Below are 24,705 nucleotides of genomic sequence, written 5' to 3'. Positions count from 1 at the left end.
ATTTAACTTGCTGCCCCACCGACAACGACGTTGTCGATTCGAATCGTCGGCTGGCCCACGCCGACAGGCACCATCTGGCCGTTCTTGCCGCAGATCGCGACACCGGCATCCAGGGCCAGGTCGTTGCCGATCATCGAGATGGCTTTGAGCGTCCGGTTCCCCACGCCAATCAGCGTGGCTCCTTCTATGGGGGCCGTCACCTTGCCGTTCTCGATCAGGAAGGCTTTCTCGGCCGAGAAATTGAACTGGCCCGACGTGATGTCGACAGTGCCGCCGCTGAACTCGACGGCGTAGATGCCATGGCGGACCGACCCGATGATCTCTTGCGGGTCATACGGTCCTTTTTCCAAAAAGGTGTTGGTCATGCGGGTCATAGGCAAGTCCGAATAGGACTGGCGCCGGCCATTGCCGGTCGCGGTGTCGCGCATGATCCGGGCGCTGGTCTTGTCCTGCATCAGGCCGACCAGGCGGCCGTCCTCGATCAGCAGGGTGCGCTGGCCGATCACGCCCTCATCGTCGACATTGAGTGAGCCGCGGGCGTTGGCCAGCGTTGCATCGTCGAACACGTTGACGCCGGGGGCGGCGATCCGCTCGCCCAGCATGCCGTTGAACACCGATTCACGCTTGCGATGGAAGTCGCCTTCCAGCCCGTGGCCGATCGCTTCGTGCAGCAGCACGCCGGGGAAGCCCGAGCCCAGCACCACGGTCATCTCGCCCGCCGGTGACGGCTTGGCCTTCAGGTTGGTGAGTGCAATGGACGTCGCCTTTTGCACCATCTTTTCCAGCCGGGCCTCGGTGATTTCGCTTAGCGCGAACCGCCCGCCGGCTCCGGCCGAGCCCGAGGCGCGCTTGGTGTTGCCTTCGGCGATGACCGAAAGATCCAGCCGCACCAGTGGCCGGATATCGCCGGCCAGCGTGCCGTCTGTGGCCGCCACCAGCACGGTCGAATCCTCCACCAGCAACGTGGCCGAAACCTCGGTGATGCGCGGATCAACGGCGCGGGTCAGCCGGTCGAGCCGCTGCAATATCGCCACCTTCTCGATGCTGTCCATGCCGCCGGCCGCCTCGATGGTGGCGTAGGCACTCGAATCACGAGCCACCCCGGCAATCGCCACGCCGCGGCCGGTCGCGCCGGCATCCTGGCCATGGGCCTGCATGGCGCGCGCTGCAGCGGTGATGGCGGAGATCGCCTTGTTGCTGATGTCGCTGGAATAGGCAAACGCGGTGTTGTCCCCGTTCACGGTGCGTCCGCCCACGCCCTGCGAAATCGAGAAAGCGGCGCGCGTCACCTTGCTGCGTTCCAGCGACCAGGAATCGCGGGTCGTCATTTCGAAATAGAGATCGCCGTAATCGGCGCCCCGTGCCCACAGGCCGGACAGGGCTTGCTGAAGCTTGGTGATGTCGAGGTCGTTGGCGACAAGCAGCCTGTCCTGAGCCAGCGTCAGGCGATTGGAGGCGGTCAGAGGCATGGAAATCAGTTCTTTCAACAAGTGGTTCTCGATCAGCGGCCGGCGATCTGCATGTCGGGCAGCAGGATCGAGCCGACCCGGATCGCGCCTTCACGGTGCACGTCGGCGCCCACTGCGACGATGGCCTTCAGCATGTCCTGCAGATTTCCGGCAACCGTGAAGCCGTGGACGGGGCGCACGACCTGGCCGTTCTCAACCCAGAAGCCGGCTGCCGCCTGCGAATAGACGCCGGTGGCAGGATTGCTGCCGCCGCCCATGAAGCGCGTCAGCCACAAGCCGGTGCCCAGCTTGCGCAGCATGGCCGGCAGGTTGTCGCCCGGCTCGGTGGTCGTGCTGGTGAGGGTGAGGTTGCGCATGCCGCCGGCGCTACCCGTGGAAGCCCGCCCGAGCTTGCGCGCCATGCGCGTGTCCAGGAACAGTCCCTCTACCATGCCGCTGCGCACGATGTCACGGCGCGAGCCTGGCACGCCTTCGCTATCGAATGTGCTGCTGGCCAGGCCAAAGGGCTCGAAGGGATCTTCTTCCAGCGTCAGGTGCGAGGCGGCCAGTTGCTTGCCCATGGCGTCGGGCAGGAAGGTCATGCGCTGGAACTGCGCAGCACCGCCCAGTTGCCGGCACATGTCGCGCACCAGGCTGGAAGCGACCGGCGCATCGACCAGCACCGGCACGCGGCGGGTGGCCAGTCCTTCTGCACCCAGCATGCCGAGCGCCTTCTCGGCCGCGATGCGGCCGACGTCAGCGCCGGGCCGCAAGCCCTCCAGACGCCGGTCGATGGACGACCAGTTGCCTTGGCGCATGTCGTCGCCACGCTGGGCGATGGTCTGGCACCAGCGCTGCTGCATCGAGCCGCTACCCGTCCGACAGAACCCGTGGCTGGTAGCCAGCGCAAAGCGCATGTCCTGGCTGGCGGCGCCTGCCTCCGAAACTCGCAGCTCGTCGTGAGTGGCGGTGGCGAGGGCGGCCGCCTCGATGGCCAGCGCGGCTTGGGTCAGATCCTCAGCGTTCTGGCCGGAGGGCGAAAAAAGGGGCACGTCCGGCGTCGCCCATGCCAAGGCTGCGCGGTCGGCCAGTCCAGCGTCCGGATCGGGTTCAAGCTGGCGAGCCATGGCGGCCGCTTGTTCAACCACCCGGTCAATGGCGCTGCGACTGAGGGATTCGGTCGACGCGACGCCGGTGCGGCCATCGGCATAGACCGTGATGCGCAGGCTTTGATTGCCTTCGCGCACAGCGGTCTCAACCTTGCCGCCAGCGACGGTGAGGGTAATCCCGCCCTGTTCGCTGACCATGGCGATGGCTTCACCAGCCCCCAACGCAGCGCTGCGCTCAATGGCGTAGTTGACGGCCTGGGCAAGCGTACTTTCTGTCTGGAGAAGGTAGCCATCGCCACTCGCCATTGAAGCGGCTCCGGTGGAGTGGGTAGGGCTGTTGACGCTCATCTAACTCAAACCTATCGCTCTGGATTCAGGGAGGACCGACGGGGGAGGGCCGTCACGTGTGGTCTCTCGACCAATGCGGTCAATGTAGGGTGGCTGCCTTCGGCAGCTTGCTCGGCAGGACACGGCTTGTTGTCTCCGAGTGCAATCTGACGGGCGCGGGTTCTGATGCGCGTTGAGGCTTCGTTTTTGTCAAGCACACTGACCGGTCTCTCATGCAGACCCGACCAGCTGTCGGCCAGGTCCAGTGACGCTCAATGACCGTTTCTGGCAGTTGCTGCCGCTTATGCATCGGCACGCGAATGACTCAGACCAGCCTTGCACAGTCATTGGCCACTGCCCGACGCACTTCCGCTCCTGGCCGGGTCCGTGAGTTGACGTCGCCGCCCGGAAGCCGCCTGTCGTAGCGCGCAACGCTTCCCATTGAAGTCGCATCTGTTGATGCTCGTTAAGGCATACGGGCAGGGAGAGAATCACTGTCTGGACTGCCCCCTGTCGGCTGGACAGCCAATCCCTATCTACAGCCGGTGCCGTCAGACCGCTCATGACCGACGCTCAATACACGATCTTGCCGCAGTGGCCCAACGCTTATCCGGCCAGCGGCGCCAGCGCCACCCTGAAACTCCTCAACGAGGATTTCATCGTGACCGAACTGCCGCTGCAGCTGCCCTGCGGTGAGGGCGAACACATCTGGCTGGACATCGAAAAGAACGGTGCCAACACCGCCTTCGTCGCCCAGCAGCTGGCCGAGGCCGCTGGCGTTCAAGAAAGGGATGTGGGCTATGCCGGCCTCAAGGACCGCTACGCCATCACCCGTCAGTGGTTCAGCATCTACTTGCCGAAGGGTGAGACGCCCGACCTGACCCTGCTTCAGCACCCGGAATTCAAGGTGCTGAGTCAGAGCCGCCACGTGAAAAAGCTGCGCCGCGGTGATCTGCAGGGCAACCGATTCCGCATCGTGCTGCGTGACGTGGCCGGCGACCGCGACGCCATGGAGGCCAATCTCAAGGCCGTTGCGTCACATGGCGCGCCCAACTACTTCGGCGCTCAGCGTTTCGGCCATGACGGCGGCAACGTCGAACAGGGCCGGGCCATGCTGGCGCGGGAAATCCGCGTGCGCAACCCGAAGAAGAAGGGCATCTACCTGTCGGCGGTGCGCTCCTTCGTCTTCAATGAAGCGCTGGCGCTGCGAATTCAGCAGGGACTCTGGGGCAAGACCCTGCCCGGTGACGTGATGGACGAGGCGGGCCGGCCCACCGGACCGCTCTGGGGACGGGGCCGCGTGATCACCACCGATCAAGCGCAGGCCCTGGAGAACGGCGTGGCTGAACGTCACGCCACCTTGTGCGACGGCATGGAACACGCCGGTCTGGATCAGGAGCGCCGCGCCCTGGTGGCCAGGCCGGTGGAAATGTCATGGGAATGGCCGCAAGCCAACCAACTGGTGCTCACGTTCTCTTTGCCCGCCGGGAATTACGCCACTTCCGTTCTGAACGAAATCCTCCGCACCACGGAGCCTGACCGGCACACAGAGAACGAGTCTGCAGCTGTCGAATGACGGTGTCCTCACCTCGGGCCGTCACGGGGTTGCCGTTCACGAGTACGGGCCGGTGCTGATCGTCAGCGAGCAGCAAGCCGATCACACTCACTGGCGCACCGGCACATGCGAGATGACGCGATCCACCAGTTGCACCGCGCCATCGGGCGCCCGCCGGGACTGCCGGCCGATGGCTTGCCCGGTGCGGTGAGCCCCCATGGTCCAGAACAAAGACTCGCCGAACCGCGCGGGCTTGCTTTTCGACTTCAGCCGCCTCGCGATGCCCTCCGTTCAGACCTCGAACGCCTCCGCATACGTCAGCCTCTCCTCCACCACCAGCTTGCGCCAGGTCGCGTTGCGCGGGTCGGGGACGGTCTTGTCGGTGTAGAAGCGCTCGAACTCGCGCAGCAGCACGCGGTAGCGCCAGCCGCTGGCCAGGGTCGGCAGGGGCCCGGTGTGAGACCAGATGGGAGGATCGAAGAGCGGGCCGATCGGGCCGATAGGACCAATCGGTCCGATTGGGCCAACAGGGCCGACGACGACGTCTCTCACCAGGCCGGGGACGGGCTTGAGCTGCTCCAGGCGGTCGAAGCGCAGCGTCTCGCCGCCGCGGGTGGTACGCACGACGGTTTCGGCGGCGCGCTTGGGGGCCGGGGCCTCTAGGGCCTTCATGGCCAGGGAGCGCGACGCGGCGTCGCCGCCGACGAGCTGGCCGCCCAGCATCTGCACGTCCTGCCAGCCGATGTCGCCTTCGAAGTCGAGCGACTGGCGCTGCAGCACGGCCTCCATGCGGTTGCGGCCGTCTTCGAGGTGGGTGCCGGTGAAGTCGGAGATCACCGAGGCGTTGGCGAGCGGGGACTCGGCCTGGCCGCCGGCATTGAGCCGGCGCATCGGCCCGCGCTTGGCGGCCGAACCGTAGACGTCGAGCTGCACAGTGTTGCGCTCGCGCTTGATGATCGCGACGCGGCGCGGCAGCACCTGGGCGAAGTCGCACAGCACCGTGCGTGAGACCTTGGCCTCGGCCAGCGCATGGGGCTGGAAGCGCACCAGCGACAGCCGCACGAAGGGCATGTAGCTGAAGCCGGTGTTGAGCTCGATGTCGCAGTACCAGAGCTTGCGCTGCTTGTCGAAGTAGACGCGGTGGCCCGCGACGGTGGCCGGCTGGCCGTCCTCCAGCAGCAGCACCTGCTCGGTGCGCACGGCCGCGCCGAAGGCATCGGCGTTGGCCACGTCACCGGCGTTTGCCGAATCCCACAGCGGGTCGCGCCCCCACTGGGTCAGGTAGGGGATGCGCTCGGCGGGCAGGTCGGCGAACTTGCCGTCGTTGGGCTGCAGCACCACGCCCAGCAACTCGCCGTTGCCGGACGAGAACCAGGGCCGCTCCAGGTAGACGCGCAGGCCGTTGCCCAGCCGCGTGCTGCGGTCGCGCACGCTGCGGTCCCAGCGGAAGGTGGGCACGACGTAGAGCACCTGGGGAATGTCGGGTGGGCTGGTTGAGCGGATGACGGTGCCGACCGTGCCGCCGGTGCCCACGTCGGCGATGGGCGCGCCGGCGTCCTTGGCCTCGCCCAGCAGGGTGTGGGCCTGGATCTGCACGCGGTCGGTCTCGACGATGGGGCCGTTGCGCGTGATGCGCTCGGTCAGAGCGAACAGGGACGGTGGCAGGTATTCGCGGAAGCGCGTGGTGGCGCGCAGGTGGTAGCGCACGAAGCGGAACTTGGTATCGCCGAACTCGTGGCGGTTGCCGGGCACAGCGGGATGCTTGGCCAGGTCGGCCGGCAGCAGCTGGCCGCCCACCGGCGTGAAGGCCGTCTGCTCGGCCACCGCCTGCTCCAGCGTGAAGCGGTTGCCGTGCATCTCCGCGAGGCGGATCTCGCTCAGCACAGCCTCGTGAGGCACGCGCTTGGGGCCGGGGTCGGCCGGGTCGTCGGCCAGGGGGTCGTCGACCCACTCGTCCCACTCGCCGACGATCTCGAACTTGCCGGTGCTCGGGCCGTGCAGGAGGACGGCGCGGGCCCGCAGGTCGGCGTGCTGCCAGCCGGCCTGGCGCATCACGCTGGCGCTCTCGACACGGGGCTCGCACACCGGTTGCTGCGTGGCGTGCACGAAGGTCAGGTCGCGCCAGGGCGTGAGCATCCAGTTGACGCCGGCCAGGGCCTGGGCCTGCAGCCGCTGCACGCCGGCCGTGCTGGGCTGCCAGTAGGGCAGCGCGAGGTGGCCCACCAGCTCGTCGTGCACGAAGCTGGCGTAGCGCAGCCGGGCGACGTGGCCCTTGGGCAGGAAGACGCGCAGCATGCCCTTGTTGAAGTCCCACTTCGGCGCGTCGGGCACGGTGAAGTCGTCACCGCAGGGCGGGGTGGCCACCTCGCCGGGCTGCTCGTGCAGCTGCAGGCGGAGGCTCCGGGTGTCGTCGGGCCAGGTCTTGGCCAGGGCGCCGTTGGCCGGGTCGCGGTCGAAGTCCAGCAGCAGGATGAGGCGGTCCTTGTGGTCGTCCAGGAACACCGCGCGGGCGCCCTTGTCGAGCACATAGCCGTGCAGCCCCGGCGCCAGCAGCACCAGGGGCTTGCCGACGATCCAGGCCCTCAGCCCGGGCACGCCTTCGATGGCGATGCCGCCGCTGGCCGGGTCGGGCAGGTAGGGCACGGGCACGATGGCCTCGCGGTGCACCAGGTACTGGCCCGCCGCGAAGCGGTCCTTGGTGTCGTCGGCCTGCTCGGGCGGCGCTATTGCGCCAGACTGCACAGTCGCCGCCAGGGCGGCCTTGGCGGGCGTCACGAGCTCGATGGTGGCGCCCGGCGTGGGGTGCAGCAGGCTGCCGTTCTCGCGCGCCGCAACCGCGTAGCCGGCCTTGATGCGCGCCGGCGTGGCGCCGCCGATAGAGGCGTCGAACATGCCATGCAGCTCGCACTGCTGCTGCGAGCTCTTGGGCGGCACGACGTGGCGGTCGCTGCTGGCGCCGTATTCGAAGTCGGGGTTGTCGTAGAAGGTGGACAGCGGGCCCTGGATCTGCGCCACATAGCCCGCGGCATCCTTGTCGTAGTTGGTGCGCAGCACCTGCCGCTCCAGCGACTCGCCTTCGCTGACCTTGGCCGTCAGCACCAGGGCCGGCGGGTCCACCGGTTCGAAGCGGCCATAGGCCAGCGGTTCGCTGGCCTGCTCGTCGGCGCCCGGTTCGTCCAGCGCCAGGCTGTTGCCGGCAAGGTCCACCAGGCGGGCCCGCATGCGATAGCGCCGGCCGAAGCGCAGCCGCGGCAGGCTGCCCTTCACGGGCACAACAGCCACGGCCATGCCGTTGCCGTGCGTGGCCGTGTCGGTGGGCGTGTCCACGACCTCCTCGGTCTGCAGGTGCGTGCCGGGCGTCGTCACGCTGCGTAGCGTGCGCCCCGGGCGCGGCGCGGCCAGGCTCCAGCCGGTCCAGCGGAACAGGGTCTCGTGCAGGTACTGGTCGTCCGGCGCCCCGGGCGAGGCGGTGGCGGATGCACCCTTCACATGGCCTTCGTCGGCCGGCAGGTCCACTGCCCGCTCGGGCAGCGCGCCACGGGCCAGCGCGCGAAAAGCGCCCTGGCGCTGCACCAGGCTGCGCCACTTGGGATCGGACGCGTCCCAGGCGTCGATGCGGTAGCCGCGCAGCACGTCCTCGGCGAACAACGTCACCGCGGCGGCGGCCGCGCCGCCGGCCTTGATGGCGGCGTTGTTCAGCGCTGCGGTGGCGGCGTTGATGCCCACGCTGCCCGCGCGGCCGTGGCGCGACACGCCGATGCCGCCGGAGCGCAGGTTGGCCACCGGCTGGCGGTCGCCGGTCGTGTAGGTGACGGCGCCGTGCGCGCCCATCTCCAGGTGCTTGGCGACGAGGTTCTGCGCCGTCAGCAGGAAGTTGACGGTCTTCAGCGACGCGCCGTCGGGGTCGACCTGGTAGATGTCGAAGGGGCTGCGCGCCTGCAGGTAGTTGTCGTTGGCGCCGACGAGGCGCAGCAGGCCGTCGGCATGATCAGCCGTGCGCTCGCGCACGACGAAGCGCTTGCGCGTGGCCGTGAAGGCCGTCCACGGGCGCTGGCTGTCGCCGATGGTTCCGCTGACGATGCGCAGCTGCATGAAGCCCGCGGCGGCCGACGCACCGGCCGCGGTGACGAGGGCGTCGAGCAGGTCGTTCTTCTCCAGCACGAAGTCGATCACCAGGCCGAGGCGGCGCATCAGGTGGGGGTGGTCGCCGTAGCTGGCGATGCGCTGGTGGAAGTCGTAGTCCGGCTCAACCGGCGAGGCCTCCACGCCGGTGAAGCCGGGGCGGCGCATGGCCTTCTGCGCGGCGGTCGGCACGCGGCGGTTGTAGAAGCGGTCGCTCTGCCACAGCGCGTACTCGCCGGGGCCGCTGAACTGCTCCATCAGCTGGGCGCGCTTCTCTCGGTCGGCCGGGTCGGTGGCGATGCTGCCGTTGCGGATCAGCGCGGGGTCCTCCCACTGCGGCGGCAGCGCGCGCAGGCGGAAGGTGGTGGTGCCGCCCTTTTGCCCCGGCAGCCGGGCCGGCGCGGGGATGCAGCTGTTGGCGTTGAAGACGCCGCCGTCGATGGCCCGGTCGTGGACCCGCGAGTTGCCCTTCAGCGCATGGAAGCGCCCGAAGCCGGGGAACGGGACCTCGATGGTGCGATTGCCGAAGTCCTGCTTCAGCGTGCGCGTGCCGAGGTCGGTGAGCAGGCCCTTGAGGGCTGGGTCGGCTGCGCGCCAGGGCAGCAGCACGGGGTGGTCGCCGTCGCCCGCTGTCTGCGCGAGCGCGGTGTAGTGCTGGCGCAGCAGGCCCAGCACGCTGCGGACCGGGTAGGAGCGCAGGTTCTTGGCCGAGATGTCCATGAAGCTGAAGGGCGCCACCGGCAGGTCAGCCGGGAAGAGCTGCTTCCACAACGCGCTGTCGGGCTTGAGCTCGGGCGCCGCGACAAAGGGCTGCAGCGGCACGGCGCCGTTGGGCAGCACCAGTTCCAGTTTCAGCCCAGCCGCCGTGCTGGGCCAGTCGGCCCAGGGCTGCCAGGCGGGGTTGCCCAGCAGGCGCTCCGCCGTGCTGCCGGGCTCCAGCCGGGGCGAGATGACGACGGAGACGCACCAGCGTCCGCCGCGTTGGCCGTTGGGAAGCACCGTCCAAAGAAGCGTTTGTTTTGCCATGTTGTCGCTCCTTCAGGCGAAGGCCTCGCAGTAGTCACGCCAGCCGTAGCGCGTGCTGTCGTCGATGGCGGCCAGCTCGGCGGCCAGCGCCAGCGTCGGGTCGGCCGACAGGCCCAGCAACTGCCGCAGCGTCGGGTCACCGTTGCTGCCGGCGAACTTCTTCTCGCAGCTGATCGTCACGCTGCCCGAGAAGATGAACACCTCGATCTCGATGGTCAGCGTCGCCTTGCCCACCGCCTTGCCGGTCTCGAACTCGTAGCGCAGTTCGAGGTAGAGCTCCAGCGACGCGGTGATCAGGCCCAGCACGTCCACATGGCCTTCGAGGCGGAAGTAGCCGGTCAGGCTCGCCGCATCGGCCTCCATGCGGAAGTAGATGCCGGCCATGACCGACACGCCGCCGGAGGCCACACCAAAGTCGATGCTGATGGCGGCGCCGAACTCGAAGGCCGCCTCCAGGATCTGCACGCCCTTGGGGTCCAGCGTGATGCCGAAGAAGCCGCCGCCGCCGAAGACGTAGACCGTCAGATGGAAGGGCTGCTCGCGGGTGCAGAAGTTGAAGCGCACCGACAGCGGCTGGCCGATGAAGGGCACCGTGAAGCCCGCGCCCAGGCTCACGTTGCTGAGGTTGAGCACGCCGCAGGTGATGGCCGGCAGGGAGACGTCGAAGCCCGCGTCTATGCCCTGGGCCGTGATGTCCAGGTAGGGCGGGTCGGAGAAGCCATCGAGCGGGATCAGGTCGCGCAGCGTCTCGACGAAGGACAGCGGGCCGACGAACTTGATGCCCGACAGCATCACGTCGACGTTCATCTTGGCGCTGCTGTCGACGCTGAACTCGATCTTCTCGAAGTTCAGCTCGATGAAGCTGGCCGGCGCGATGAGGACGAGGTCGAAATGGTGCAGGCCGCACAGCACCTGGATCTTCGGCGCGCCGCCGCTCTTCTTCATGCGCGCCTCGACGGCGACGATGAAGGCATGCTTGTCGTGCACGACAAAGAGCGGCGAAGCCGGGTCGAAGCCCCAGCTCTTGATCTCGGGCTTCCAGTCGAAGCGCACGACGAGTTCCTCGCCGAGCAGGTTCTCCAGCATCTCCAGCAAGGGGCCCACCGCGGCCAGGGCGTCCTCCACCACGCCCAGGATGTCGAGCAGGGTCTTGCGCGGCGGGCCTTCAAGCAGCGGGAAGGCCGCGACGTCGCCCTTCACTGCGCCGAGCGCGTTCTTGACGGCCTCCACCTTGGGTGCCAGCTCGGCCGGCTTGGTGATCAGCTCGCCCAGGGACTGGCCGGCGGCCGGGTTGTCCAGCAGGTTCTTCAGCGCGTCGAACAGCGTCTTGCCATGGCCGACGAGGCCGGCGATGAGCTTGATGGAGTCCAGCACCGTGAGGGCCTGGGCCACCACGGCGTTGACCTGCTGGCGATAGCCCGCGGGGATGACTGTCGAAGCCTGGACGGTGTTCTTCAGGTCGACCAGCTTGGCGCGCAGCGCGCCATTGCCCTGCGGTGCGTCGAGGGCGTCCGCGAGGTTGATGCCGGCCAGCGGGTTGGCGGCGTCCAGGCTCTTGCTGCCCAGGTTGTCGAGCTGGGCCTTGACGCTGTCCAGCGTGGCGAGCAGCGTGTTGACCTTGGTGGTGATGGGCGCGAGCTGCGCCGCACCGAAGGCGGCCGCCTGCTGCAGCAGGTCGTTGATCGTGCCCTTGACGACCTCGAGCGCGGCGCTGCCCAGCGTGCCGGGCTGGGAGGCCAGGCTGCTGATGAACTGGTACAGCCGCATCAGGTCGTTGAAGAAGGCCTCGACCTTGGTGCCGGCCTCGGAGGCGAACTTGGGCGCCTTGTCGATGTTGTCGAAGAGCTGGGTGATGTCGTGGATCACCGCGCTCAGCGGGATGCAGCCGAACAGCAGCGGCAGCGGCAGGTCGCCCGCGCCGCCGGGCGGGAAGAAGTTGGTCGCCTTGATCTGGCCGCCCACCACGTCGGCGACATTGCCGGCCGCCGGCCCGAGCGAGCGCGACAACGCCGACGGGCTGAGGTTGGGCATGACGAAGCCGCCGCTGCGGTCACCCTGCTTGGAGAAGTCGAGGCGCCCCATGCCCGCGCGCTCCACCACCTCGGCAAACACCTCGCCCTTGTTGACGCCCGGGTCGAAGCCGCTTTGCAGATAGGTCGTGTTCCAGCGCAGTCGGTTGAAGCCGTCGGAGCCGGTCAGCTGGGCCATCGCGCCAATGCGCGCCTTCAGTCGCGACACGCGCGGGTAGAACATGGGCTTGAGCAGGTCCGGCGTGAAGGCCTTGAAGGCCTTGAACGAGGTGCTCGTGGCGACCGTGGACGGCACATGGGCGTCGAAGGTGAGATGAGCCACTTCCACCGCCGTGTCGCCGGGCTTGCTGCTCAGCGCGAGCGTGACGCGCTGGCGCTTGAGCTGGGCGGTGGCGCGCTCGGTGCCCTGCGGGTCGTCCACCGCGTCGGCGATCTGGAACTTGCGCCAGCCGGTGAGTGCGCGGTTGGCCGTGTCCGCCGCGCCGCCGGTGCCCGAATGCTTGGGCACGAGCTTGTTGCCGACCTTGTCCCGGGGGCTGGCCATGGTGTTGGACATGAAGATCAGCGGCAGCTCGAACTGCACCTCGCGCCCGTCCAGGTCGGTACCGGCCATGCGGAAGGGGAAGGGCGTCGGCGAGTCGCCCGGGCCCGTGGCGGGCCAGAAGAGCAACTGGCCCAGGCCCGGCTCGACCTGGGTCTTGATGGGCTGCGCGAGATCGGGCGTCACCGTCGTCAGCATGCGCACCGAGGTGAAGGGCAGCTCGTGCTCGACGGTGGCGTCCCCGGCGCCGAAGGGGCGCAACGTGGACGCGTCGTCGTAGTGCTTGATCTTCTCGCGCACGATCATGAACATGCGCTGGCGCAGATAGGCCGGGTTGCCCGGCAGCTTGTGGAACTTGCGCTCGCTGACCTTGATGAGCACCGCGCGGTGGCCGAAGGGGAAGAGCACGCCGCGGTAGACGACGCGCACATAGTGGTCGCGCCCCTGCGTGGCCTGGTGCACCCAGCTCTCCACATCCAGGCCCGGCGGCTCCCAGTCGCCGCGGCTGTCGAGCCAGGCGCCCTGGCTGGACAGCATCAGCAGCCGCGTGTCGATGGGCTGGGGCTCGTAGTTCGTCATCGAGAAGTTCGACGACAGGTGGGTGATCTGGTAGCGGTCGTAGTCCGACAGCGCCGTCTCGCTGGTGACGAAGGGGTTGCCCGCGTCGGGCCCCGGCAGCTCCGTGAAGCCGGACGGGAAGGCTGCCTGCATCGCCTTCTGGCCCCAGCCCGTGGTGGCCCAGATGGCGCGCACCGTGCGCCCCGCGTCGGGGGCCGGCGAGTCGACACCCGCCGGGCCGAGCAGCCGCGTGTGCCACAGCTCGGTGTGGCCGGAGTAGGGCGATGTGGCCGCCTTGGTGGCATGCCGCCAATGCTCGCCGTCGTGCGGCGAGATGATGAGCCGCCAGGGCAGCTCGATCGCCGTCTGGGTGCTGGTGGGCAGCGCGGGTTTGGGCAGCACGCGCCTGACCGGCGGGACCTCCACGATCACCGCGTCGGGCAGCGTGGCCTGGCTGCCGATCACGTCGCCCAGGCGCCGGCGCAGCGTCGCCTGGGCGGCTTCGCCGCCGCGGCGGGCGATCTGTGTCTGGCGCAGGCTGAAGGCGTTGAGTGCCGGCCCGGTGAGGCCGACCATGGCTTGCACCGGCAGGAGGGTGGTCGCCGTGATGCTGGTCGCCTTGGCTTTGGTCTTGGTGGTCACCACCACCCCTGCGGCCCGCTGCCAGCGCGGCCACAGTTCCAGCACGCGGCGCTGCGCCGGGCGCGGCAGCGCGCCGGGTGGCACGCGCATGTCCAGCGTGCGGATGGCGCCCAGCAGCCCGTCCAGCGTGTAGGGGCATTCGAAGCCGGCGGGCCACTCGAACACGACACGCGACTCGTTGGCCGCGCGGGCGCGGATCGGCGGCGGGTCGACGTCGTTGTCCGGCACCACCGCCGAGGGCACGGGCTTGCCGTCGAGTGGCGGCGGCATGTCCGGCGTGCCGGTGCCCGCGGCCTGCTGCTCGAAGAACACCTCCTCGGCAATCGACTGGGGCGGATGGTGGACGATCAGCGAGGCGGCGCCGCTGCCGCTGGCGGCGAGCACGGGCGGTTTGCTGCCCGGCTTGCGGGTGACGTTGACGAGCTCGATGCGCAGCGCGACGAGGTCGTCTGGCCGCACCACCGCATCGCCGGGGCGGCTGCCGCTGAACAGGTTGCCGACGTACTCGATGGCGTGCGGGATGGGCCCTGGCGTGATGATGATGGGCGGCGGGGTCGGGCCGACCACGACGGGCGGCGCAACCGGACCGACCACGACCTCGCCGATCCTGGCCGCCGCACGGGGCCCGATGGCACGGCCCTTCACCGGCTTCGTGACCGGCTTCCTGGCCTGCTTCTTCGCCTGCTTCTCCGCCATGGCAGCGCTCCAGCGACCGCGCAATGCCGCGGCGCGGCGCGACTATAGGACCGGGATTTCCAAGCCGTACCCCTAGAACCACTCCACCGGCAACGCCAGCCCCACGCCCTTGAGCAGCCCCGCCCGCGCGGCCTTCAGCTCAGCCGTCGGTGCCGGCCAGCGCCGGTAGACATGCAGGAAGTCCAGCACCACGGTGGTGTTGTTGGACGCCTCCTGCTGGCCGCGGCGGGCGCCAGGGTTCACATAGTCCTTGTGCATGACGGCGCCACCGCCCGCAACGTGCACGGGCATTGCGCGCGAGCAGACGCCTAGCAACCAGTCCCAGTCCTCCTGCGAGGCGAGATGCGCGTCGAAACTCAGGCCCTGCAGCAGGCTGCGGCGGTAGGCCAGGCAATGTAGGGGGATGAAGTTCTTGACCCACAGCGTGTTGACATCGGCCCCCGCCAGCGGCGTGGTCTGGCGGCCGAGCTCGGGGATGCCCGGCTGCTGGCGGTCTTCGGTGACGACGGTGATGTCGGTGAACAGCAGTTGCGCATCCGCGCGCTCGCAATGTGGCTTCAGCGTGGCCAGATGCTGGGGCTCGAAGGTGTCGTCGTCGTCCAGGAAGATGACCCATTCGCCGCGCGCCAGGGCCAGGCCCTGGTTGCGGCTCTCGGCCGGGCCGTTGGCGCCGGTGCGCTTGAGGAAGCTGTCGGCCTGGCCCAGATCGCGGGCGACGACGGCGGCGGTCTCGGCGTCCAGCGCGTCGGCGACCAGCAGGATCTCGAAGTCCGCGCAGGTCTGGGCGCGCAGCGAGCGAATAGCCCGCGCCAGCGTGGCCGGCCGGTTGTGCGTGGCCATGACGATCGAGAAGAAGGGCTGCATCGCGATGCTTCAGGCCTTGCGCCGGGCGATGGCCAGCAGCGAGATGTTGTTGAAGAACCAGATGCCCTGCAGGTCCAGCGTCGTGTACTTGTGGATGACGTTGGCCAGCGTGTAGGGCGTGTACCAGCAGTTGTGGTCAGGGTGCACGACCTCGACGAAGGTCTCGGCCTCGGTCTGGTAGTCGAAATGCCGCGCGAAGCAGCTGTAGGCGTCGGGCACCGTGATGACGTATTCCTTGGCGCCGACGCGGTCCAGCTGCTCCAGGAAGCCCTTCACGTCGGGCACATGCTCCAGCACCTCGGGCACCAGCACGAGGTCATAGGGATCCTTGATGTCGCCCCAGGACGAGAACAGCCGGCCTTTCAGGTGCGGCAGCATGTGCGGGAAGGCCTCGTCATGGATGTCGAAGCCGTCGAGCTGGCAGACCTTGTCGAGCTGCAGGTGCAGCGAGCGGTTCAGGTCGGTGATGGGCCAGTCGACACAGCCCACGTGCAGCACGCGCTTGCCGCGGCACATCTCCTGCAGCACCGCCACGCGGGGGTGGCCCATCAGGTTGCGGCTGACCGGGATGCGGTGCACGAAATAGGGCGAGTGGGCGCGCTCCAGCGCCGACACCGGCGGCAGGCCCTCGGGCTGGCACAGGGCCGGCTTGGGGCCGCGGTCCGTGTCGGTGGAAATCGTCGTCTCGCTCATGCCAGGCTCCGTGTATGCAGCTCGTCGTAGTTCTTGCGTGTGCTGCCCCATTCCTGGTCGGCGAAGACCGGGCCCTTGCCGCTGTAGCGGATGCCGGAGTAGTGCTGCGGGATGAAGAAGTGGCTGGGCCAGATCGTCAAGTTGATGTAGTTGTAGCGGCGGTGCGCCTCGGTCAGGAAGAGCGGACCGACGCTTTGCCAGGCCATGCGGTCGATGACGGTCGCCTTTTCCTTCACGTCCAGGATGAGCTGGCGGAAGAAGGGGTTCTGCGGTTCGGAGGCAACATAGCCCGCGGCGATCAGGCCGGGGCGGATGATCTCGTTCTCCCAGCAGGCGCAGGCCTCGCAGTCGAACAGCCAGGGCTCCAGCGGGCGGCGGCAGATGCTGTCGGCGTCAACGACGAAGCCGCCTTCGCGGAACAGGATCTCCCAGCGCATGATGTCGGCCACGCCGTTGAGCTCGCGGCCGGACATGGCGCGGATGTGGTCGGCGTTGTACCAGCCGTAAGACATCAGGTCGGCGTTGCCCCAGACCTTGAGCTGCCAGTCGGGGTTGTGAACCCGCCAGGTGTCTATGCAGTTGTCCGGTCGCTTGGATTCGTCGCCCACCCAGATGATGTGCAGGGTCTTCGGGATCATGGTGCTCTCCTGAGCTTATCCGTTGCAGTATCCGACCGACGCCCGGCGTCGTGAGGGGGAAACTGAGGCCCATTCCTTGCCCTTTTGCCCCCTGGGCAAGCGCCGCGCCTCCCCTATGCTCGGCCCCAAGCATCATGACCCCACGGCTTTTCGTTGCCATCGGCAGCTCGCATCTCTTCGGCCTGATCGACCGCTATATCGGGCCGGTGTCGTCGGCCAAGTACCGCTCGGTCTGGTCGACCGGCGTGCCGTTCCGTGAGCCCATCGAGCTGGATGCGCCGCCCGGCTGGCGCGGCGAACATGTGCTCTACAACACCCCCGTGGCCGGGCCACCGCCCATGCTCAAGGACGGGGTGCTGTACATCCCGGATGTGCTGACGGGCGTGCTCGGTCACATCCCTCAGGAAGCCGAAGTCATCTTCTCGCTGCTGCGCGGCCAGGAATTCGCCATCGCGGCCCTCGTCGACGACCCTTCGCATGCCGACTTCCTGGGCGACGACGGGCAGATGGGGGCGGGCCGGCGCTGGATGTCCCGCACCGATGCACTGGCCTGGGTGCGCCAGATCGCCGAGCCGCTGTGGACGACGCATCTGGCCCTGCGCCAGCAGTTCCCACGCGCCCGCATCGTGCATGTGCCGGCGCCGCCGCCGGTGGAGTCGCACGAGCACATCCTGGCCAATCCCGAGGCCTTCGGTGCGCTGTTCGCGGTGCATGGCATCAAGCCGTTCGCGATGCGCCAGCGCATCTACCGGCTGATGTACGGCGACCTGAACCAGCGCCTGGCCCAGGTGGGCGTCGTCAGCATTGCGCCGCCCGCAGGCGCTCTGACGGTGAACGGCGGCCTCAAGGCCGAATTCGCGCGCGGCTGCCTGCATGGCAATGAGCTTTATGCCGAGCTGCTGGCGCAACAGATTCGAGAGGTGCTGGCAAATGTCCCATCCGTATGAGGCGATGCCGGCCCAGGCCTTCTGGCGCAAGACCGTCAGCGCCCAGGCCTGGGGTCAGCTCGACTTCAAGCCAAGTACCAAGTTCAAACTGACCCCGTCGCTGAAGATCGCGACGGCTGGTTCCTGCTTCGCCCAGCACATGGCCAGGCGCCTGGAGAGCTTCGGCCTCAGCCACTGGGTGGTGGAGCAGGCGCCCGCGGGCCTCACGCCCGAGCGGGCGCGTGAGCTGCAGTACGGCGTGTTCTCGGCCCGCTATGCCAATGTCTACACGGTGCGCCAACTGCGCCAGCTCGTCGAATTCGCCTTCGGCCTGCGTGAGGGCGACCCGCCGGTGCTGACCGAAAAGGGCCGCATCTTCGACGCCCTGCGCCCGCGCGTCCAGGCTGGCGGCTATGACTCGCTGGCCGACCTGCGTGCCGACCGTACCTGGCATCTGGCCCAGGTGCGGCGTCTTTTCAGCGAGTGCGATGTCTTCGTCTTCACGCTCGGCCTGACCGAGGCCTGGGTGGAGCAGGGCAGCGGTGTCGTCTTCCCGGTCTGCCCGGGCACGGCGGCGGGCGAGTTCGATGCCGAGCGGCATGGCTTCGTCAACTTCGAGTACCCGGAGATCCTGGCCGACCTGGAGTGGGTGCGCGAGTTCGTCGCCGGCGTGAACCCGGGCATGCGCTGGATCGTCACGGTGTCACCGGTGCCGCTGGTGGCCACGGCGACGGCGCATCCGGTCATCGTTGCGTCCAGCTATTCCAAGGCGGTGCTGCGCGCAGTCGCCGGGCGGTTCGCGGACGCGCATGACGACGTCGACTATTTCCCCTCCTTCGAGATCATCTCGTCGGCGCAGAGCTTTGGGCAGTACCTCGAGGGCGATTTGCGCGAGGTGTCGCCGCGTGGCGTGGACCATGTCATGCGCCAGTTCTCGGCCGCCTTTGTCGAAGCCGGCGAACGCGCTGCCGTGGCGGCACCCAGCCTGGCGGCCCAGGCCGCAGCGGCGGCTCAGGTCGAGTGCGAAGAGCTCCTGAACGACAGACCCTGAAGGGCTCACGTCTGTTTTCTGCACGGCCCTGCGGGGCCGTTTTCTTTGGCCCGTCATAAAAACAGGCCCTGGGATTGCTCCACAGGGCCTGCATGGGCCGGCACCCCGTGCCGGCGTCAGGAGATCAGGCTCAGATCCAGTTGCCGCCGTTGTTGCGACGGCGCTCGTCGTCCTCGGCCAGCTTGCGGTCGATGGCGGCGAGGTGGGCGTCGGCGCTCGGCAGGGCAGCCTTGGCCAGGTCCACGGATGGCGCCCCCAGCAGGGCGTCGGCCGGCGCGGTCAGCAGGTCGCTCAGGCTGACCGTCGCATCCTTGCCGTCGTCGGCCTTTTGCGGCTGCACGTCCTTGGCGAACCAGACGTCGGCCACGTCATGCTTGCCGCCGTCGGTCGTCGTGTAGCTGGAGACCAGGCCGATGAGGTTGCCGTGGTCGCTGCCCGAACCCTTGGCGGCGTTCAGGTCGATGGAGGCGACACCCACCTCGTCCAGCGTCTTCAGTTCGCCGGCGTCGGTCTTGCCATCGTGGTTGGCGTCGACCCAGACCTGCAACTGCTTCCAGTTGGTGTCGTGGCTGTCGAGCTTGCCGTCGTGGTTGCTGTCCTGCTCGGCCATGGCGGCATAGCCGTCCTTGGCGTGCTTGCCATTGGCCAGGATGGTGCCCATGCCGAAGAGCTCGCTGCCGTTGTTGATGATGCCGTCGAGGTTGCGGTCCATGACGAGCAGGCCGTCGCCACCGGCAATCCAGCCGACCTTGTCCACGTGGCCGGAGCCGATCAGGTCGAAGTTGACGCCCTGGGCGGCGGCCAGCGTGTTGATGCCGTGGCCGTCCAGGTCGAGCACGATCGGCGTCTTGGAGAAGTAGGCGTCGAGCTGGGCGCCGTTCATCTCGCCGACGGCCGCGTTGGTCAACGCGTCCAGCTGGGCCATGCTCATGGCGGCGATGTCGCGGGTCTCCAGGCCGGCGACCTGGTCGGTCGTGATGGCATGGACCTGATCGGTCGTCAGCGCGGCGGCCTGGTCCGTCGTCAGCGCGGTGATCTGGGTCACCTTCAGCGTCGTGAACTGGGCCGTGGTGATCGCGTCGATCTGCGCATTGCTCAGGGCCGCGAAGTTGGCCGTGGTCAGGGCGCGCAGGTCGTCGGTCTCCAGCGCCTTCATCTGGTCGGTGCTGAAGGACTGGACCTGGCTCGAGGTCATGACGCCGAACTGCGAGGCCGTGAACGAGTTCAGGTCGTCCGTGGACAGGTGGTTGATCTGGCTGGTCGTCAGCACATTGACGCGGCCAGCCAGGCCGGTCAGCTGGTCGGTCGTCAGGGCTGCCAGCTGGGTGTCGGTCAGGGCACGCAGCGAGGCCGTGGACAGCTTGGCCAGGTCGCTGGCGTCGATGGCCACGATCTGGTCGGTCGACAGCGAGGCCACCTGTTCCGTCGTCAGCACCGAGACCTGTGTCGAGCTCATCGCCGTCATGTCGGCCGCCGAGAAGCCGTCGAGCTGGCTGGTGGTCAGCGACAGCACCTGGGCGGTGCTCAGCGCGACGATGTGGTCGGTCGACAGGGCCGCGAACTGGTCGGAATCCAGGCCGGCCAGGGCGGTCGTCGTGACGGCGCGCAGGTCGGCGGTTTCCAGCTTGGCGAGCTGGCTGGTGGTCAGCGCACCGAACTGGTCGGAGTCCAGCGCGGCGAACTGCGCCGTGCCCAGGGCATTGAGGTTGTCGGTGACCAGGTTGCCGAGCTGGCTGGTGGTCAGTGCTTCGGCCTGGGCGGAGGACAGGTTGCTGAACTGGCTGGTGGTCAGGCTGTTCAGGTCGGCCGTGCCCAGGGTGTTGATCTGCGCCGTCGTCAGGTTGTTGATCTGCGTGCTGCTCAGGGCGCGCAGCTGGTCGCTGGTGAAGGCGTCGAGCTGGTCGGACGAGAGGTTGCGCAGGGCTGCCGTGGACAGCGACTTGATGTCGGCCGTCTCGATGGCGGCGACCTGGGCCGTGGACAACACGTCGGCTTGCGTCGAGCTGATCGCGGCGATCTGCGTCGACGTCAGGGCCACCATGTCGGCGGTACTCAGGCCCTGGATCTGGGTCGTGCCCAGCGCGCCAATCTGTGTCGCTGTCATGGAACCGACGGCATCACTGGCCAGTGCAGCAACCTGGTCGGAGCTCAGCGCGTTCAGTGCGGCGGTGGACACCGCGCGCAGGTCGGCCGTCTCCAGCTTGCCCAGCTGGCTGGTGGTCAGCGCGCCGAACTGGCTGGAACCCAGCGCAGCGAACTGCGCGGTGCCCAGGGCGTTGAGGTTGTCGGTCGCCAGGTTGGCGAGCTGTGCGTTGGTCAGGGCCTGCACCTGGCCCGAGGACAGGTTCGCGAACTGGCCGCTGGTCAGGCTGTTCAGGTCGGCCGTGCCCAGGGTGTTGATCTGGGCCGTGGTCAGGCTGTTGACCTGGCCGCTGCTCAGTGCGCGCAGCTGGTCGCTGGTGAAGGCGTCGAGCTGGTCGGAGGACAGGTTGCGCAGGGCGCCGGTGGACAGCGACTTGATATCGGCCGTCTCGATGGCCGCCAACTGGGCGGTGGACAGCGAGCCGGCCTGGGCGGAGTTCAAGGCAGCGACCTGGGTCGAGGTCAGCGCGACCATGTCAGCGGTGCTGAGGCCCTTGATCTGGGCGGTGCCCAGCGACCCGACCTGCGCCGTCGTCAGTGTGCCGACGGCATCACTGGCCAGGGCGCCGATCTGGTCGGAACTCAGCGCATTGAGGGCCGCGGTCGTCACGCCGCGCAGGTCGGCGGTTTCGAGCTTGCCGAGCTGGCTGGTGGTCAGCGCGCCGAACTGGCTGGACGACAGGGCCGCGAACTGTGCCGAACCCATCGCATTGAGGCTGTCCGTCGCCAGGTTGGCGAGCTGGACGCTGGTCAGCGCCTGGACCTGGGCCGTGGACAGGGTGGCGATCTGACCGGTGGTCAGCGCGTTCAGGTCGGCGGTACCCAGGTTGGCGAACTGCGGGCTGGTGCTCAGCGCATTGAGCTGGGCCGAGGACAGCGCGCGCAGTTGGTCGCTGGTCAGGGCGTCGAGCTGGTCGGTGGACAGGTTGCGCAGGGCTGCCGTGGACAGCGACTTGATGTCGGCCGTCTCGATGGCCGCGATCTGGGCCGTGGACAGGCTGGCCGCCTGGGCGGAGTTCAGCGCCGCGATCTGGCCCGAGGTCAGGGCCACCATGTCGGCCGTGCTCAGCCCCTGGATCTGGGCCGTGCCGAGGCCGGCGATCTGGGCCGTGGTCATGGCGCCGACGGCGTCGCTGGCCAGGGCACCGATCTGGTCCGACGACAGGCCGTTGAGGGCCGCCGTCGAGACCGAACGCAGGTCACCGGTTTCGAGCTTGGCCAACTGGCTGGTGGTCAGGGCGCCGAGCTGGCTGGACGACAGGGCTGCAAACTGCGCGCTGCCCAGGGCGTTCAGGCTGTCGGTCTTCAGGTTGCCGATCTGAGTGTTGGTCAGCGCCTGGACCTGGGCCGTGGACAGGTTGGCGAACTGGCCGCTGGAGAGGCTGTTGAGGTCCGCCGTGCCCAGGGTGTTGATCTGGACCGTGGTCAGGCTGTTGACCTGGCCGCTGCTCAGGGCACGCAGCTGGTCGCTGGTGAAGGCGTCGAGCTGGTCGGAGGACAGATTGCGCAGGGCACCGGTCGTCAGCGACTTAATGTCGGCGGTCTCGATGGCGGCGACCTGGGCGGTGGACAGCGAGCCGGCCTGGGCAGAGTTCAAGGCCGCGACCTGGGCCGAGGTCAGGGCGACCATGTCACCCGTGGTCAGGCCCTGGATCTGGGCAGTGCCCAGCGAGGCCACCTGGGCGGTGGTCATGGCGCCGACGGCGTCGCTCGCCAGGGCACCGACCTGGTCGGAACTCAGCGCATTGAGGGCGGCCGTGGTCACCGCACGCAGGTCGGCGGTTTCGAGCTTGCCGAGCTGGCTGGTGGTCAGCGCGCCGAACTGGCTGGAACCCAGTGCCGCGAACTGCGCCGTGCCCAGGGCGTTGAGGCTGTCGGTGGTGAGGTTGGCGAGCTGGGTGCTGGTCAGCGCCTGCACCTGGGCCGTGGACAGGGTGGCGATCTGGCCGGTGGTCAGCGCGTTCAGGTCGGCGGTACCCAGGTTGGCGAACTGCGGGCTGGTGCTCAGCGCATTGAGCTGGGCCGAGGACAGCGCGCGCAGCTGGTCGCTGGTCAGGGCGTCCAGTTGGTCGGTCGAGAAGTTGCGCAGGGCAGCCGTCGACAGGGCCTTGATGTCGGCCGTCTCGATGGCCGCAATCTGGGCGGTGGACAGGCCGGCGACCTGGGCCGAGTTGATGGCGGCGACCTGGGCCGAGGTCAGGGCGACCATGTCACCGGTGGTCAGGCCCTTGATCTGGGCGGTGCCCAGCGAAGCGACTTGCGCCGTGGACAGGGCACCGACCGCGTCGCTGGCCAGGGCACCGATCTGGTCGGAGCTCAGGGCATTGAGGGCGGCCGTCGTGACGGCGCGCAGGTCAGCGGTTTCGAGCTTGGCCAACTGGCTGGTGCTCAGGCCGCCGAACTGGCCCGAAGTGAGGGCTGCGAACTGGGCCGTGCCCAGGGCGTTCAGGTTGTCGCTGGCGAGGTTGGCGAGCTGGGTGCTCGTCAGCGCCTGGACTTGGCCCGAGGACAGATTGGAGAACTGGCTGCTGGTCAGGCTGTTCAGGTCGGCCGTGCCCAGGGCGTTGACCTGGGCCGTGGTCAGGCTGTTGACCTGGCCGCTGCTCAGCGCGCGCAGCTGGTCGCTGGTGAAGGCGTCGAGCTGGTCGGAGGACAGGTTGCGCAGGGCGCCGGTGGACAGCGACTTGATGTCGGCTGTCTCGATGGCGGCGATCTGGGCCGTGGTCAGGCTGCCGGCCTGCGTGGAGTTCAGCGAGGCGATCTGGCCCGAAGTCAGGGCGACCATGTCGCCGGTGGTCAGACCCTTGATCTGGCTGCTGCCCAGCGAGGCGACCTGCGCCGTGGACAGCGAGCCGACGGCGTCGCTGGCCAGGGCGCCGACCTGGTCGGAGGACAGGCCATTCAAAGCCGCCGTGGTGACGGCGCGCAGGTCAGCCGTTTCGAGCTTGGCCAGCTGGCTGGTGGCGAGGCCACCGAACTGACTGGAGCTCAGCGCCGCGAACTGGGCGGTGCCCAGGGCGTTGAGGTTGTCCGTGCTCAGATGGCCGAGCTGATCGGTGGTCAGCGCGCGGACCTGGGCCGTCGACAGATTGGCCATCTGGCCGGTCGTCAGCGAGTTCAGGTCGGACGTCGACAGGTTGGCGAGCTGCGGGCTGGTGGTCAGCGCATTGAGCTGGGTGGAGGACAGGGCACGCAGCTGGTCGCTCGTGAGGGCATCCAACTGGTCCGTGGACAGGTTGCGCAGCGCAGCCGTGGACAGCGACTTGATGTCAGCGGTCTCGATGGCGGCAATCTGGGCCGTGGACAGCACACCCGCCTGGGTGGAGTTGATGGCGGCGACCTGTGCCGAGGTCAAGGCGACCATGTCACCCGTGGTCAGGCCCTTGATCTGGTCGGTGCCGAGCGCGGCGATCTGGGCGGTGGTCAACGAGCCGACGGCGTCGCTGGCCAGCGCACCGACCTGGTCTGAGGACAGGCCATTGAGGGCAGCGGTCGTGACGGCGCGCAGGTCAGCTGTTTCGAGCTTGCCCAGTTGGCTGGTGCTCAGCGCACCGAACTGGCTGGAACTCAGCGCCGCGAATTGGGCGGTGCCCAGGGCATTGAGGTTGTCGGTGGTCAGGTGGCCGAGCTGGTCGGTGGTCAGCGCGCGGACCTGGGCCGTCGACAGATTGGCGATCTGGCTGGTGGTCAGCACATTCAAATCGGCCGTCGACAGGTTGTTGACCTGCGGGGCGGTCGTCAGCGCATTGAGCTGCGTCGAGCTCAGTGCGCGCAGCTGGTCGCTCGTCAGGGCGTCGAGTTGGTCCGTCGACAGGTTGCGCAACGCGCCGGTGGAGATGGACTTGACGTCGGCTGTCTCGATGGCGGCGATCTGGGCGGTGGACAGCGCACCCGCCTGGTTGGAGTTGATGGCGGCAATCTGGCCGGAGGTCAGGGCGACCATGTCACCCGTCGTCAGTCCCTTGATCTGGGCAGTGCCCAGCGAGCCGACCTGTGCCGTCGTCAGCGAGCCGACGGCGTCACTGGCCAGGGCGCCGACCTGGTCGGAAGACAGGCCGTTGAGCGCGGCCGTCGAGACGGCGCGCAGGTCGGCGGTCTCGAGCTTGCCGAGTTGGGCGGTGGTCAGCGAGCCGAACTGGCCGGAGTTCAGGGAAGCGAACTGGCTGGTGCCCAGCGCGTTCAGGTTGTCGGTGGCGAGGTTGCTGAGCTGCGTGCTGGTCAACGCCTGGACTTGGGTCGACGAAAGGTTGCCGAACTGGCCGCTGGTCAGGCTGTTCAGGTCCGCCGTGCCCAGCGTGTTGACCTGGGATGTGGTCAGGCTGTTGACCTGGCCGCTG

Annotated in this window: 11 protein-coding genes; 3 read left to right on the top strand and 8 right to left on the bottom strand. The window is 68.3% G+C overall.

Features of this window, described 5'->3' with window-relative positions; genetic code table 11:
- Window positions 1–2 precede the first annotated feature (2 nt).
- Together tldD and ACXJKJ_RS16465 are read right to left on the bottom strand one after the other, a co-directional pair.
- A complete protein-coding gene (tldD, locus tag ACXJKJ_RS16470; protein WP_457391135.1) occupies window positions 3–1,469 on the bottom strand; it encodes a metalloprotease TldD in 1,467 nt (488 codons plus the stop codon).
- A gap of 32 nt (window positions 1,470–1,501) precedes the next feature.
- On the bottom strand, window positions 1,502–2,863 hold the full coding sequence (locus ACXJKJ_RS16465) for a TldD/PmbA family protein (protein WP_457391056.1): 1,362 nt from the start codon (window positions 2,861–2,863) through the stop codon (window positions 1,502–1,504).
- Window positions 2,864–3,446: 583 nt separating this feature from the next.
- Here ACXJKJ_RS16465 and truD point away from each other — a divergent pair.
- Window positions 3,447–4,460 (top strand): tRNA pseudouridine(13) synthase TruD, encoded by a 1,014-nt coding sequence (gene truD, locus ACXJKJ_RS16460; RefSeq protein ID WP_056196547.1) that lies wholly within the window; start codon window positions 3,447–3,449, stop codon window positions 4,458–4,460.
- Between the two features lie 270 nt (window positions 4,461–4,730).
- Here truD and ACXJKJ_RS16455 read toward each other — a convergent pair whose 3' ends face one another.
- From ACXJKJ_RS16455 to ACXJKJ_RS16435, 5 genes are all read right to left on the bottom strand, one after another.
- A complete protein-coding gene (locus tag ACXJKJ_RS16455) occupies window positions 4,731–9,587 on the bottom strand; it encodes a hypothetical protein (RefSeq protein WP_457391055.1) in 4,857 nt (1,618 codons plus the stop codon).
- Window positions 9,588–9,599: 12 nt separating this feature from the next.
- Complete coding sequence (locus ACXJKJ_RS16450; RefSeq protein WP_457391053.1) at window positions 9,600–14,054, bottom strand: hypothetical protein; 4,455 nt, start codon at window positions 14,052–14,054, stop codon at window positions 9,600–9,602.
- Window positions 14,055–14,126: 72 nt separating this feature from the next.
- On the bottom strand, window positions 14,127–14,918 hold the full coding sequence (locus ACXJKJ_RS16445; protein ID WP_457391051.1) for a glycosyltransferase family 2 protein: 792 nt from the start codon (window positions 14,916–14,918) through the stop codon (window positions 14,127–14,129).
- A gap of 9 nt (window positions 14,919–14,927) precedes the next feature.
- On the bottom strand, window positions 14,928–15,611 hold the full coding sequence (locus tag ACXJKJ_RS16440; protein ID WP_457391049.1) for a hypothetical protein: 684 nt from the start codon (window positions 15,609–15,611) through the stop codon (window positions 14,928–14,930).
- Window positions 15,608–16,249, bottom strand: a complete 642-nt coding sequence (locus ACXJKJ_RS16435) for a glycosyltransferase family 32 protein (RefSeq protein WP_056196558.1) — start codon at window positions 16,247–16,249, stop codon at window positions 15,608–15,610. The genes ACXJKJ_RS16440 and ACXJKJ_RS16435 overlap by 4 nt, the downstream gene beginning before the upstream one ends.
- A 134-nt stretch (window positions 16,250–16,383) precedes the next feature.
- Here ACXJKJ_RS16435 and ACXJKJ_RS16430 point away from each other — a divergent pair, with 134 nt between their 5' ends.
- Together ACXJKJ_RS16430 and ACXJKJ_RS16425 are read left to right on the top strand one after the other, a co-directional pair.
- Window positions 16,384–17,196, top strand: coding sequence for a hypothetical protein (locus ACXJKJ_RS16430; protein ID WP_457391048.1), 813 nt, complete (start codon window positions 16,384–16,386; stop codon window positions 17,194–17,196).
- Window positions 17,180–18,226, top strand: a complete 1,047-nt coding sequence (locus ACXJKJ_RS16425; protein WP_457391047.1) for a GSCFA domain-containing protein — start codon at window positions 17,180–17,182, stop codon at window positions 18,224–18,226. Before ACXJKJ_RS16430 ends, ACXJKJ_RS16425 begins: the two co-directional genes overlap by 17 nt.
- Before the next feature lie 130 nt (window positions 18,227–18,356).
- Here the strand turns inward: ACXJKJ_RS16425 and ACXJKJ_RS16420 are convergent.
- Window positions 18,357–24,705, bottom strand: a 6,349-nt coding sequence (locus tag ACXJKJ_RS16420; RefSeq protein WP_457391046.1) for a heme utilization protein, incomplete at its 5' end; no start/stop codon positions are given.

This window comes from Roseateles sp. P5_E1 (assembly GCF_054049335.1).
Note: the sequence above shows the minus strand (reverse complement) of the source record. Positions and strands in the feature narration are given on the sequence as shown.

What these genes read in the sequence shown, in the direction of transcription:
- ACXJKJ_RS16430 (WP_457391048.1), top strand. Translation starts at nt 16,384, where the DNA reads ATGACCCCACGGCTTTTCGTTGCCATCGGCAGCTCGCATCTCTTCGGC.
- ACXJKJ_RS16435 (WP_056196558.1), bottom strand. Translation starts at nt 16,249, where the DNA reads ATGATCCCGAAGACCCTGCACATCATCTGGGTGGGCGACGAATCCAAG.
- ACXJKJ_RS16445 (WP_457391051.1), bottom strand. Translation starts at nt 14,918, where the DNA reads ATGCAGCCCTTCTTCTCGATCGTCATGGCCACGCACAACCGGCCGGCC.
- ACXJKJ_RS16425 (WP_457391047.1), top strand. Translation starts at nt 17,180, where the DNA reads ATGTCCCATCCGTATGAGGCGATGCCGGCCCAGGCCTTCTGGCGCAAG.
- tldD (WP_457391135.1), bottom strand. Translation starts at nt 1,469, where the DNA reads ATGCCTCTGACCGCCTCCAATCGCCTGACGCTGGCTCAGGACAGGCTG.
- ACXJKJ_RS16455 (WP_457391055.1), bottom strand. Translation starts at nt 9,587, where the DNA reads ATGGCAAAACAAACGCTTCTTTGGACGGTGCTTCCCAACGGCCAACGC.
- truD (WP_056196547.1), top strand. Translation starts at nt 3,447, where the DNA reads ATGACCGACGCTCAATACACGATCTTGCCGCAGTGGCCCAACGCTTAT.
- ACXJKJ_RS16465 (WP_457391056.1), bottom strand. Translation starts at nt 2,863, where the DNA reads ATGGCGAGTGGCGATGGCTACCTTCTCCAGACAGAAAGTACGCTTGCC.
- ACXJKJ_RS16450 (WP_457391053.1), bottom strand. Translation starts at nt 14,054, where the DNA reads ATGGCGGAGAAGCAGGCGAAGAAGCAGGCCAGGAAGCCGGTCACGAAG.
- ACXJKJ_RS16440 (WP_457391049.1), bottom strand. Translation starts at nt 15,611, where the DNA reads ATGAGCGAGACGACGATTTCCACCGACACGGACCGCGGCCCCAAGCCG.